We start from the raw sequence: 13,223 nt of genomic DNA, 5'->3' as shown, positions 1-13,223 counted from the left end.
TCTCACGAGATCGGTATATGAGTTAACCAGCCTTTAAGTAGCGATTCTATCGGACTCCCGAACCAGAAACCTCGATCGCCCCGATGATAGGCTGTACTCGCCTGGTCTACAACGGTGGCTGGAGAGTTCCGACAGAGGCTTGGTACAAAGACAAGCAACGAGTGGCTACAACGATATTTCAGCTATATTGACTCTTTGGAATCAGAACCCGGAACTCGAATTCCTCCTAGGCGCTTCTATCTTGTAGATATCAAAAAAATCCGATCGATCATCAATTATCAAAATAATAATTAAAAATTTTAATGAGTATATAATACTACTAAGTTGCCAAATTGTTTGATTTACAATTCACAAACAACTCATAGCTTTTTGTAAAGCTTCTGGTACAGTACGGCTGACCTCTAACTGGTTGAATACTGTAATGAGGGAGGTTTTAAAAGCTCGTGAAAAGGTTAAATGTTATATAATCCTACCAAAGGGGTTAAAAGGCTGGGGAAGGTACACGCTAAAGTTTCCAATATCCGTACAGAAATCAAGTTGATGTCAATCTTATGTAGCAGACTCACGGATAATTAATTAAGACGTGATAGCTGAGGGCTGACCAAACAATTTTAAGTTTGAGATTTTTGAGTTAAAAATGACTAGGAGTGCTTTTTAAGCAAGGAGGATTTTATGCGTGCAGTGCTGATGGCTGGGGGGTCGGGAACGAGGCTCAGACCTCTGACGTGCGATTTGCCAAAACCGATGGTGCCTATTCTTAATCGCCCGATCGCACAACACATTATCAATTTGCTAAAAAGACATCAGATTAGGGAAATTATTGCGACGCTGCACTATCTTCCTGATGTCATGCGCGAATACTTTGGAGACGGCAGTGAATTTGGCGTACAAATGACTTACGCTGTGGAAGAAGACCAGCCCCTGGGTACCGCAGGGTGTGTCAAAAATATTGCCGAATTGCTCGATCGCACTTTTATCGTGATTAGTGGCGATAGTATCACAGATTTAGACTTGACGGCTGCTGTGCAATTTCACCGCAGCCAGAAATCCAAAGCTACGTTAATTTTAACTCGCGTTCCCAACCCCATGGAATTCGGAGTGGTGATTACTGACGAAAATCACCGGATCAATCGCTTTCTGGAAAAACCTTCTAGTAGCGAAATTTTCTCCGATACTGTGAATACCGGCACTTACATTTTAGAGCCGGAAGTCTTGGATTACCTGCCGCTGGATGTGGAATCTGATTTCTCGAAAGACTTGTTTCCGCTGTTGCTAGAAAAAGGTGAGCCGATGTACGGTTACATCGCTGAGGGTTACTGGTGCGATGTCGGCCAGTTAGATGTCTACCGGGAAGCTCAGTATGACGCGCTGCGGGGAAAGGTGAAATTGGATTTGAGCTACTACGACCAAGTGCGATCGGGATTGTGGGTAGGTCAGAATACTTTTATTGACGATAGTGCGATCGTGGAAGTACCCGCGATGATCGGCAACAATTGTCGCATCGGAGCTAGAGTCAAAATCGAAGCCGGTTCGGTGATTGGAGATAACGTAACTGTGGGGGCCGATGCCAACCTCAAGCGTCCCATCGTGTGGAACGGAGCAATTATCGGCGAAGATGCTCATCTCAGGGCCTGTGTGATTTGCAGGAGCACTCGCGTAGACAGGCGGGCTCACGTATTAGAAGGGGCTGTGGTCGGTTCCATGTCCATAGTCGGAGAAGAAGCCCAAGTGGGACCGAGCGTTCGCGTCTGGCCTAGTAAAAATATTGAATCCGGCGCTTTGTTAAATAGCAATTTAATTTGGGGAGAACAAGCTAAGCGGAATTTATTTGGTCAACGGGGGGTTCAAGGACTAGCCAATGTAGATATTACCCCGGAATTTGCGGTGAAATTGGGCGCTGCTTATGGTTCTACTTTGAAACCAGGTTCTTCGGTATCGGTGTCTAGGGATCAGCGGAGCATTTCCCGGATGGTTTCGAGGTCTTTGATTGCTGGTTTAATGTCGGTGGGAATTAGTGTGGTCAATTTGGAATCCACAGCAATTCCGATCGCGCGCACGGTTTCCTGTACTCTGTCAGTGGCTGGTGGGATTCACGTTCGGATTTCGCCCGATCGATCGGACCACATTTTAATTGAATTTTTCGATACCAAAGGTATCAATATTACCAAAGCGGCGGAGAAGAAAATCGAGGGCGCTTACTTTAAAGAAGATTTACGGCGGGCTCTGATTCCTGAAATTGGGGAGATGTCGTACTTTAACCAATCTCTGGAGGTTTACTCCCGCACCTTTGAGCGGCAAATGAATGTAGAAGCCATTCGCTACAGTAATTCTAAGGTAGTTATCGATTACGTCTATGCAGTTTCGGGGGCAATTTTGCCACAAATGCTCGCCAAATTTGGTTGCGATGCGGTGGTACTTAATGCCAGTCTTAAACAAAGTTCTCTGAGCAATGGCGAACGGGAATATTTGCTTGACCAACTCGGTCGGGTGGTGAAAGCACTCAGCGCTAATTTTGGGGTACAGGTGTCGGCCAATGGCGAACAGTTAATTTTGGTAGATGAGTCTGGGATAGCGATTCGTGGGGAAATGTTGACGGCGTTGATGGTAAATTTGATGCTGACTTCGCATCCAAAAGGTACAGTGGTAGTACCGGTCAATGCTTCTTCTGCGGTAGAGGCGATCGCCCGTCGCTATCAAAGTAAAGTAATCCGCACTAAAGCGAATCCCACTGCTTTGATGGAAGCTGCTAACAGGAATCCCAACGTGGTTTTGGGTGGCAGTGGAAATATGGGTTTTATTTTCCCCCAATTGCATCCTGGATTTGACGGAATGTTCTGTATTGCTAAAGTGATAGAAATGATGACGATTCAGGAGCGATCGCTAGGACAGATTAAGGCAGAACTTCCTCGCGTCACTCATCGTAGTTACAGCGTCCGCTGTCCTTGGACTGTCAAGGGTTCTCTGATGCGATATTTAGTAGAAACTCATTCCCCAGATAGTTTAGAATTAGTAGATGGAGTGAAAATATTTAACTCCAGCGATGACAATTGGGTATTAGTTTTGCCCGATGCTAGCGAACCGACAGTCCATATTTTTGCTAACAGTGAAGACCGAGATTGGGTATCTGAAACTTTGAAGGAGTACCGCAGCCTAGTTCAGGATTTTGTTAGCCAAACTGAGGCGGCTGTTCGCAAAGATAAATTTGGTAATGGGTAATTGGTAAGGGGGAATTGGTAATTGGGAATTGGTAATGCAAAAGTGAAAAGATAAAATGCGTTATTTTAAGTTTTACCTTTTTACTTGAAAGTCAATGCCCAATGCCCAATGCCCAATGCCCAATTCCCAATGCCCAATCCCCAATTCCCAATTCCCAATTCCCAATTCCCAATTAAGTTATGAATAGCTGCATTTTGTTGGTGGAAATAATTCAAGAACCACAACTCCGTTTTACTGCTGAAAATCAACTTCAGATCGCTGAAATGCTAGTGGAGTTTCCAGGTCCAAAACCTGAAGATCCGCCCGAACGTTTGAAGGTGATAGGATGGGGAAATTTTGCCGTGGAAATCCATGAAAAATATCATGAAGGCGATCGCGTGATTATTGAAGGCCGACTCAACATGAATACAATGGAAAGAGATGGTATCAAAGAAAAGCGAGCCGAACTGACAGCTCAAAAAATTTACAGTCTCGGTGCGAATGCGATGAACTCGGATCTCGCCCCTAGAACCGCCCCGGAACCAGCTCAAATTCGTGACAGCGCGCCTCAGACCGTGGCTAGCAATGTGGTACCTTTAGGCTCGCGAAACCGCAGTTCTAGCAACGCTCCTGGACCTGCTAATCGCACTTCTAGCTCTGATTGGAACTCCCATCAGTCTCCAAATTCTGAGTCTGATCGCTCGTCGGGTTCCTCTAACGAAGCTGACAATCCCGATTACGATCCAATTCCGTTTTAAGAAATAAAGTGCGTCACTGGATCTATCGGCCGATAGATCCAGTGACGCATTTTAATTTAAGGGCGATCGCAAAACTCTTAGGACGTATTTTTACATTGGTCTTGCTTCTGTCTCTGGTTAGAGAAGCCAGCGATCCCGTATTAGATCGCTAATTCTCTCAGTTATATCGTTTCTGGTTGCATCGGAATGATTTAACCGCAGAGAACACAGAGGACACAGAGGGAGAAAATAGAGATATTAATAATTCAGATGCTACCGGACTTGATATAACTCAGTGTCTCAAGTTGAGAGTCACGAGGGTTTTTGATTTAAATATATTAGACATCTGGCATAAATTCCACCCCAAATACTTCTGCAAACTCCGCCACCACGATCGCCCGAACGCGATCGACCTCAATTCCAGGAATAAACTGCTCCAAACTCCCCACAGGTCGATCGGGAATCCCGCAAGGTACAATTTGCCCAAAACCAGCCAAATCCGGGCAAACATTTAAAGCAAAACCGTGCATAGTAATCCAGCGACTAACCTTAATCCCGATCGCAGCTACTTTGCACCCATCAACCCAAACCCCAGTCATCCCCGGCACCCGCGCCCCCGAAAGCCCCAAAACAGCCAGCACCCTCAGCAGCACCTCCTCCAACTGTCGCAAATACCAGTGCAAATCCTGCTGGTGACGGCGCAAATTCAAAATCGGATAGCCCACCAACTGACCTGGACAATGGTAAGTCACCTCACCGCCTCGCTCGACTCGGTGCAATTCCGGCGCAGTTTCGCCGTCAAATTTCAGAAATTCCAATTTCGCCCCCTGTCCCAAGGTGTACACAGGCGGATGTTCCAGCAAAATCAGCACATCCGGCAAATCTGGATTATCGCGACGCTCTTGCACCAGTTGTTGCTGAGCTTCCCAAGCTTGGGAGTAGGGTACTTGTCCCCAGTCAAGGAGCAAGCAGGATTGAGAATGTAGATGTTGAGGAAAAGAAGGGAAAATCATGAAAAAAATCAAGAGTGTTTTTACTGAAAATTTACCTAGTTAAAATTAAGAATTGTCAACAGATTAAAAAGATTTTCAAGATGAGTGTTTTGTAGAATACAAAGTGCTATTGTATGAACTATACCCACGTTAGAGAAGGGAGGGAGCTCTATGAAGCTTGTTATCCAGGGTAAAAATATAGAAATCACCGATGCGATTCGCGAGTACGTCAATCAAAAAGTGGAAAAGGCGGTTAGCCATTTTCAAAGTTTGACTACGGAAGTGGATATACATCTGTCGGTGGCTCGTAACCCCAGGATTAATCCTAAGCAGACTGCTGAGGTGACAATTTATGCTAATGGCAGCGTAATTCGGGCTGAAGAAAGCACGGAAAGCCTTTATGCCAGTATAGATTTAGTTGCCGACAAAATAGCTCGCCAACTGCGGAAATTTAAGGAAAAACGTCAGGACAACAAAACCACTACCAACGCTAAAACCGTAGCTGTGGTGGATGAACTTCCTGTGGTTGTGGATTTGATAGGCGATCGCACTCCCGAACTTCCAGCCGAGGTGGTACGGACTAAGTATTTTGCCATGCCTCCGATGACTGTGCAAGAAGCTTTAGAACAATTGCAGATTATCGACCACGATTTTTATATGTTCCGCAATGCCGAAACTAACGAAATCAACGTGCTCTACGAACGCAAGAGTCACGGTGGCTATGGAGTAATCCAGCCTCGGAATGCCAACGGTCATACTAATGGTAAAAATGGCAAAACTGCCCACAACGCTGCACATGAAAAATCCGGCGCTGCGAAAGGTTAGATAATTGCTATCACCAAAGAGAGGACTCAACTCCTCTCTTTGTCTTACTCTACCTCTTCTCTTCCTCTGTGTTCTCTGCGCTCTCTGCGGTTAAATCATTCCGATCCAATCATATCTAACTTTTAATACCTTCCAAAGTTTTGAGAGACTCTGCAACGTGGGCCTTAAAATCCAACATCGAGTCAAAAATATGCTTGACAACACCTTGTTGATCAATCACATAAGTTACTCGACCGGGCATAATCCATAGTGTAGCAGGAACGCCATATAATTGCCGAACTTTGTTACCAGTATCGCTCAACAACGTAAAAGGTAACTGATATTTAGTAGCGAATTTCTGGTGAGACTGCTGGGAATCATCGCTAATCCCAATTACTTCTGCACCTGCGTCTTTGAATACTTCATAGCTATCACGAAAAGCGCAAGCTTCTGCTGTGCATCCGGGTGTGTCGTCTTTGGGATAGAAGTAGACGATGACATTTTTTTTGCCTTTAAAATCTTTGAGGCTGACGGATGAACCAGTTTGAGATGATAAAGTGAAATCCGGTGCGATGTCTCCTACTTTGACTGTCATATTTGTTTAAGTGAGTTTTTCGTTTGTTGATTATTATAGCAATCCTAAATCATTTGTGAATTTCTTACTCCCTCCCCTTAGTAAGGGGAGGGTTGGGGTGGGGTGAAAATATTTACCACTAATTTAAGATTGCTACATACATTAGTTAGTGGCAGAGGATTTTCAACCGCATATTAACGCAGATGAGTTAATTTGGATCTTTTGATAAAATCAAGTTGAGCACATTTAACTCGTTGGAGCTCATCAGATACTTATCTGTGAACATCTTGGATCGACTTTGCTCTAAACTGTAGCTTCTAAACACAATAAATGGAAAGTCTTTGTATTTGTGCCCGATCGGCATTACACTATCTATTGGGTAGATTGCTCTCATATAAGCCGACAAAATATCCCGAAACTGCCTGTCTTCCGGTTCTTCCAGCCCGCTGTCAGCAAAATACTCCTGCATTTCCTCCCCGCTGACAAAAGCAAACAGCGGTATGGCATAATAGCGATCGAACTGTTGACTAAGCTGTTCAAAATACTGAGTTTTCTCGACATCGCTGTTGAGAAATTGCAAAAGCTCGATCGCACTTCCTCTTATAGCCGATCGTACATTCTCCGGGGACGACTCGCTATCCCTAATTTGATACATTTTGTGCAACAACCGATTATCTACACATTTCTGAATTTGCTCGCGTAGCCGCATCTGGTATTTTTCCAGCAAATTTTTATTAGCCAGAGGCACTACCAACAAACTACCACAAACATGACCAATCTCTAAATTATCATAACTCAGCAAACCAGCAAGAGGATTGCACTTTTCCAAAAACTTCTTGTTAAAATCATCCCGCATTTGCAGGTAAGAATCGCCCTTGTGACGCGAGTTATCAGAATTTTTCAAAACAAACTCCCCACGCCCCAAAAGCTCTTCTAGACTCGTATAAACCTCCTTGAGCAAACTATTTCCTCTGATGCTTTCGCTCTTTAGCGTTTTAATTAGAGAAGCCATCTTGTTACTAAAAGTATCTCCCACTGCGGAAACCGACTTACCGCCAATCGGAATCATCAAAAACTTGTCCCTACCTAAATTCCCGTATCCGACAATTCGCGTCATCACCGCCGTCTTCAGAATTAGCAGTAAATTCAACAAACTCAACTTACTTTCTTGTAGGGAAAGTTCCGCATCATCAGCGTAATAAACTGCTGTATCAGATACATAAAAAACCAACTCCTTGTCTTCACCATCAAGAGTTTTCCCCTGTTTATCTTCGCCGCGCCCCCGATAAATCACCTGTATCACTTCCATCAGATTTTTCTCAATCTGGAAGCGGGGAATATCCACTAAAATATGCTTAGTTTTCGGGAAAGATAAGCCACGACTTCCCGATGCTGTCATAAAGATTACTTTAGCTGTATCTTTGCACTCTTGTATTTTTGCTTTCTCCTCTTCCGAGATATTCGCATGAATTTCTAGATAATCTTTGAACTGATTAAATTCTCGTTCTTTTTGAATTTTCTCAATCAATTCTGCCAATCTCTGTTTGCTTTGAATATAGACTATAATTTGTTCGACACCAGCTTGGGCTAATCGCTGATTGATATCCTGAATTATTTCTGATTGTACCCGGCTTACTAAATTACTATTCTCCTTTAAAGACGCATTTTCATTGTATTTAACAGTTTCTACAAATACGTTGTAAGTTATTTCTAAACTGCGGGCGGGATAGGAATTCGCATTAATCACCGTTGCGGCTAGATTATTAAATTTAAAAGGAGTGACTTGTAAAGGTTCAATTACATCCGAATTTTTAGGTAACTTCTTGAAATAGATTTTATCTGGTTCTGGAGATGTATTTTTAAGGTGTTGTTTAATCACATCAGGGTCAACAATCGAAGCATCTGCTACAATAATTTTAGTATTAAAACCGTGTTTTGCCTCGTGCAATTGATGTTTTTTGACAATCTTAGAAATGCCCGCTAAAAACTCAACCCCACCGTCATCTCCCGTAATTTCATCTATCATAATGAAAATATGTTTGATGCGGCTGGATATTTCTTGCATCTTAGCGGGAATGACTAACTTTTCTCGTTTGTTATAAGTGTCTTGAAATATCTGTTCTAAATAATCAAGGGTACTTTGTCTATTTTCTTTCATCCTTAAAGATTGGATGGAAACCGTAGCGACAATATTATTAGAAGTTTTACAATTAATCAGGCTATAAATCCCATTGCAAATACTATTTAGCACTCCCATAGTTTTGAGGCTAGCTGGTTCAATTACGGTTTCATTCTTTCTGGCAATTTCTCGCTGGTGGTATTCTTTTACCTGAACTTCGGGATTGTCTTTAAGAAAATTAACCGTTTTTTGTTCAAAGTTTTTATCATGACTATTCGAGATATACTTGACTGTGCGCTTTCCCGAATAGCTGGCGATAATATCGGAGTTTGTGTTAATACAGAATAGCCGATTATCGCACAGCAAACCAGTATTCTTATCTTTGAATTTTTCGATGATATCTAAGTTTACTTGCTTGCGGGGACTGACATATAAAAATAGGAAGCCGTCATCGATATGGCTTTTGAGGAAATTTGCGATCGCAGTTGTTTTCCCAATTCCCGGATTACCTGTCAAAAAGATATAAGTTTCATCAGATTGCAGCGCTTTCACAATTAATTTAGCATGAGCATTTCTCAAATGCAAACCACGCTCAATTTGCAATTCATCTGCCAGTTTATCTGATATGATATCAATAGAATTAACAAAATTGTCTATTCGTTCAGGATGACATACAGGTTTAGTAAGATTTTTCTCAATTCCTAACAGAGAATCGACAAACTTTCGCCCTTCTTGAAAACTGCGAGCCGCGTTGAGTTCGATTACACCTAAAACTTCGCTGCGAGAGTCGCTAATTTCTTTTTTGGTAGGTTCTTTTTTGTAAATTTCGGCGCAAGTTGCTAAGAGCTTGAGTTTGTCCTGGCGTAGGGAAATTGTGCTAATATTGCGATCGGCATAACCCACCACATTAAACAAAACCTCAGCATCTTTTCCAAGGATACCTGTTTGTTGCAGAAATCCATAGAAACTGTGAGCATAGCTACCAGCCTGAATTAACTTAACGCTTTCCTTATCCTTGTACTTAAAAGCGGTGAAATAGCCTTTCAAATCCTCCGAAAAATCCACACCCAAAGTGCTGGTATCCATCCGCAGATTAGAAAACACACTTTTGGAGCGCAAATAGCTAATTTCTTTTAGCAAATACTTCCGAATCACCTCTATTTCGTTGAGATTATCGACTTTTTCCGAAGTCAACGGAGGAGTAAACGCAGATAAATCAACGCACAGAATTCTAAAATCATTCTCATACTGTAACAACATCAGAGTATCAGCTTGCAAAAACTCACCCGTTTTCTTGTTGTAGCGCCGGATGTAGGAGTTAATTTCATCATCAGATAAACTACGTTTTGCAGTTTTGAACTGAGATAATAGCTGTTTAAATACTTTTTTTTCATCCCTTTCATAGGTTCTGATACTGTTATCATTACTAAAATTGCACTGACAATAGACAATTTCCAACCTGTGCAAATTCCAGCCAGTAGATTTGACGTACTCCCGAAAAAAATTCAACCCACCAAGAAAGCCTTTTTGGACAAAAAACAAACTCCATTTTTCCGCGATTTCAGTATCTAAACTAGCCAACAAGTTAGCTTCTCTAATCATTTCCGCCATCATGTTTGGCAATTTGAGCTGCTGCAAATCCAGACGGTAAGAATCTCCGAAATTATGAGCTAGCTTTTCCTTTTGAATATATGCCAAAATCCCAATATTGAATCCAACCTCAAACAGTCGTCCAAAATCTGCACTGATCATGATTGCGTACCTCCATCACCGACATTCAAGACTTCTCTTACCTTATTCAAAAATGCCAGCGAGTTAAATTCTGCATTCCCACCCGCATGATTAAATATAGATAAAGCACCAACAGAATCATCGCCAATAATCCGCTCATAGGGGTCAAGTTTCAAACTAATATTGTGTTGAGCTTCATACCTGGAGAAGTGGAAAAGTGTGAGATAATGCAGCAAAGTATCTTTGATTTCACCATCATAAATCAAATCTTGGTGAAGGTCTTGGTCATCGAGAATTCCATCGTATATATGCAATAGTGTCGAGTAGGAAATCACACCGTTGTAAAAATTTTTTTCTCCGGGCTGCTTGACTTTAATCCCGTTAAACAAGTTAAAAAACATTACAGCTTGCTGATTACCTTTTGCAGACAAGCTTTCCAGCTCCATTGCATCCTGAATGTAAAAAGATTTGCCTTTGTCGCCTAGGAAACTACGGACAAAGTATTTATCAAAAAACATCGGATAAATTTTGATATCTCGCCGCTCTCCCTTCAAAGTTCTGAGCAATTTTTTTGACATGAAAGACATTTCCTCATCTTCCTCAGTCTTGGTAATGTGCAGCGTGCTCATGTAAGGTGCTTGGGAAATATATGCGAAATTCCGATATCCTTGCTGATAAAGCTGACTCATGACATCTTCAAGAATTACAGGTTCAGTATAAAGGCGACTCACACTGTAATTTTCTGATAAAGTTTTCAGCATTTCGACTTGAATTGTGGTGTCATCTAGGCGGTTAATTCCGACAACTTCTCCGATTAAGTTGGCTTGTCTTTGGAAACGGTTTTGATTACCTCTTTTTGCATCGCTATCCCGACTGGATACGACAATAATTGCTAACTTATCTAACTCTGGAGATAGCTGCACATTGTCGAAGCGAAACTTTTTAGGAACGATGGAATACATGGAACTCAAACCGTTACGGACACGGAAAGTATCAACTCTGTCTCTAATCCGAAATCCTTGAGAAGTTGAGCGGTGTTTTTCACTCAAAATATGAGATAATGTTTTAGAAATTTTCGCCATAAATTCTTCTGACGGGGAAGGGTTTTTATGGTCGCCTTCATGGAGCCTCGCCATCGGAATAAATAAGTTTTCTCCCGTATTTTCTAGTAGTATTTTCAAACAGATATAAGAGAGCAACAACATGGTAAACTTATAGACAAAAGCTGCCGCACGTTGTAAACCTTTGTCACCGCTATCTAGTCGTTTGTCGTGGTAGGGAAACAAAACTAATTTGGTCTGAAAATACTTCTCGTAAATTTCTCTAGAACGATCGGCTTTAGGTGCAGAAAGTATGGGCAAAACATCGACACCTTCGATATTATATTCCATGCTGAAAGTTTGGCGTTCATCAGTAGGAAAATAGCGGACATCTTCTATGGTAATATTAACTGGTAGCTGGCAGATGGCTGTTTCGCTGATAGTAGCTGGTTCGACTGCAATATAATGGAGTGTCTGCTTGTATTTTCGCTCCATAATGTCATTGAAAAATTTACCAGTCGTCAAAATATTGTCAATGTCTTCTAACAGACCCATTTTGAGGTTTACGTGTCTTGTTTCTGTTCGACTGGGCAAAATTGTCTGCCGTTCCAGAAAGCCTTTCAGCATTTTTTTAAGATGGCTGATTTTGTGCTTAATATTAAACTTCTTAAACCCTTCGATGAAGTTGCGAAATAGCTCTCTTTTCGCCTCGTCATCAGAACCTTGTAGGACTGGTAATACTCTTTGTTCAAAAATTGCGATCGGGTGATGATTGAGTTCAGATTCAGCGTCGTAGTTTTGTGCTAGTGGGTTATGGCGAGAAGCAAACACAAAATAGTACAGTAATGCGATTCTTAACACCTTACGGGCGAAGGTTTCGGTAACTGAATCTATGGAATCTTCCCCAATAGCTGCTTGGTGTTCTTCACTGTCTGGATTTAGTAGATTTAGATAATATTCAAATACCTCCTTTCCACCTAACGATTGAACGGGGTTGTTAAATTTGACTTTAAGACCAAAAATAAATTTACGTTCGCTTTGAGGGGTGTCGGTACTTTCTCCCAAGTAACCTGCTACAATTGGGATAATTGGCAGTGCATCTAAAACTTCTGCTCTGGCAAAAATCTCTCTGTAATTAAATCGAAATCCTGCATAATTTACTTCGTAATCGCCATCGGCTTTACTGCTATCGTTGATATATTTTTCGAGCAATCTGAGACGACGAATCAAGTCTTCTAAATAGATAATCCCAACACTATCTGTGCTGCTAGCGCGGATGTGTTCGAGCAGATACTCTAAATAAGTAATTTTTGCTTCTTTGTTAATTTTCCCCAGGGTTTCTTTGTCTACCAGTCGGATCAATTTGTGAAAATCAGAGTCTTGATTTTTAACCATCTCATCAAGGCGATGATTAAGTTCTTGTCTATCGTCGCTAGTATCGGCATTTTCCCTGATATAATTTTCTAAACCCTCTTTTAGCTGTTGTTCAAAAATATCAGTATTTCGCACAGCAATTGTCAATTTATGTAGCTTTAAAGTGGCGTGGCTACGAGAATTAAGGGGTTGCAGAGTTAGCTTTTCTTTTTCTAAAGAAGTGTGGCGTTTGCCAAAATCGTATTTAAAACCTAACTGTTGACAGTTTCCCCGAAAAGACGGTGAATTCAAAGGAGTAATCAAGCTAGCGACAAACTTTTCTATAGCAGCATTTTGTGGTAATTTAGATTCTAAGTGTTGTCGTAAACACTCTTTTATCTGCCTGACTTTATCGCCAAAATGCTCCTCAACTTGGGGCGGAAAATTGACTGTGGCACAATCTGCTTGACGTTCAAAAGAACCCAAGGGTTTCCGAATTTCTATTTGTGCAACGTCAGCCGCCATGGTGTCAATATCGATAATTAGACGACGGCGGTCATCTGATATTTTAAACGGATTTTGCCCCTGCAAAACTTCTAAAATCTTGTCCAGCAAATCGCCATAGTCTACTGGAACTAAGTCGCTGTTATCCAATCTTAAGATGTTCACCCTGTTATC

General features: G+C 41.8%; 7 protein-coding genes. 3 read left to right on the top strand and 4 right to left on the bottom strand.

Translation table 11 applies throughout. The annotated features are described in order from the left end of the window. Window positions 1-672: 672 nt before the first annotated feature. Together AAFP11_RS06460 and AAFP11_RS06455 are read left to right on the top strand one after the other, a co-directional pair. Entirely contained in the window at window positions 673-3,216 is a 2,544-nt protein-coding gene (locus AAFP11_RS06460; protein ID WP_341736280.1) for a mannose-1-phosphate guanyltransferase, read from the top strand. Between the two features lie 179 nt (window positions 3,217-3,395). After that, window positions 3,396-3,953: a single-stranded DNA-binding protein gene (locus AAFP11_RS06455; protein WP_341736279.1), complete on the top strand. Its 558-nt coding sequence runs from the start codon at window positions 3,396-3,398 to the stop codon at window positions 3,951-3,953. Between the two features lie 317 nt (window positions 3,954-4,270). Here AAFP11_RS06455 and lipB read toward each other — a convergent pair whose 3' ends face one another. After that, the gene (lipB, locus tag AAFP11_RS06450; protein WP_341736278.1) at window positions 4,271-4,945 is read right to left on the bottom strand and encodes a lipoyl(octanoyl) transferase LipB; all 675 of its coding nucleotides are present in this window, start codon (window positions 4,943-4,945) and stop codon (window positions 4,271-4,273) included. A 150-nt stretch (window positions 4,946-5,095) separates the two neighbouring features. Between lipB and raiA the strand changes: the two genes are divergently transcribed. Further along, window positions 5,096-5,749 (top strand): ribosome-associated translation inhibitor RaiA, encoded by a 654-nt coding sequence (gene raiA / locus AAFP11_RS06445; RefSeq protein ID WP_340521695.1) that lies wholly within the window; start codon window positions 5,096-5,098, stop codon window positions 5,747-5,749. Window positions 5,750-5,864: 115 nt separating this feature from the next. Here the strand turns inward: raiA and AAFP11_RS06440 are convergent, their stop codons facing one another. From AAFP11_RS06440 to AAFP11_RS06430, 3 genes are all read right to left on the bottom strand, one after another. Continuing rightward, window positions 5,865-6,323 carry a peroxiredoxin gene (locus AAFP11_RS06440; RefSeq protein WP_341736277.1) on the bottom strand — a complete coding sequence of 153 codons (459 nt, stop codon included), beginning with the start codon at window positions 6,321-6,323 and terminating at the stop codon, window positions 5,865-5,867. A gap of 187 nt (window positions 6,324-6,510) precedes the next feature. Continuing rightward, window positions 6,511-10,173, bottom strand: coding sequence for a helicase-related protein (locus tag AAFP11_RS06435; protein ID WP_341736276.1), 3,663 nt, complete (start codon window positions 10,171-10,173; stop codon window positions 6,511-6,513). Next, the gene (locus tag AAFP11_RS06430) at window positions 10,170-13,214 is read right to left on the bottom strand and encodes a hypothetical protein (RefSeq protein ID WP_341736275.1); all 3,045 of its coding nucleotides are present in this window, start codon (window positions 13,212-13,214) and stop codon (window positions 10,170-10,172) included. Before AAFP11_RS06430 ends, AAFP11_RS06435 begins: the two co-directional genes overlap by 4 nt. Window positions 13,215-13,223 lie beyond the last annotated feature (9 nt).

Origin of the sequence: Microcoleus sp. CAWBG640, from assembly GCF_020883015.1 — a bacterium.
Taxonomy (GTDB): domain Bacteria; phylum Cyanobacteriota; class Cyanobacteriia; order Cyanobacteriales; family Microcoleaceae; genus Microcoleus; species Microcoleus anatoxicus.
This window is presented reverse-complemented; position numbering and strand designations above follow the sequence as displayed.

Bases quoted from the DNA above. Each gene is read 5' to 3' on its own strand.
- AAFP11_RS06435 (WP_341736276.1), bottom strand. From the start codon at position 10,173: ATGATCAGTGCAGATTTTGGACGACTGTTTGAGGTTGGATTCAATATT.
- raiA (WP_340521695.1), top strand. From the start codon at position 5,096: ATGAAGCTTGTTATCCAGGGTAAAAATATAGAAATCACCGATGCGATT.
- AAFP11_RS06455 (WP_341736279.1), top strand. From the start codon at position 3,396: ATGAATAGCTGCATTTTGTTGGTGGAAATAATTCAAGAACCACAACTC.
- lipB (WP_341736278.1), bottom strand. From the start codon at position 4,945: ATGATTTTCCCTTCTTTTCCTCAACATCTACATTCTCAATCCTGCTTG.
- AAFP11_RS06460 (WP_341736280.1), top strand. From the start codon at position 673: ATGCGTGCAGTGCTGATGGCTGGGGGGTCGGGAACGAGGCTCAGACCT.
- AAFP11_RS06440 (WP_341736277.1), bottom strand. From the start codon at position 6,323: ATGACAGTCAAAGTAGGAGACATCGCACCGGATTTCACTTTATCATCT.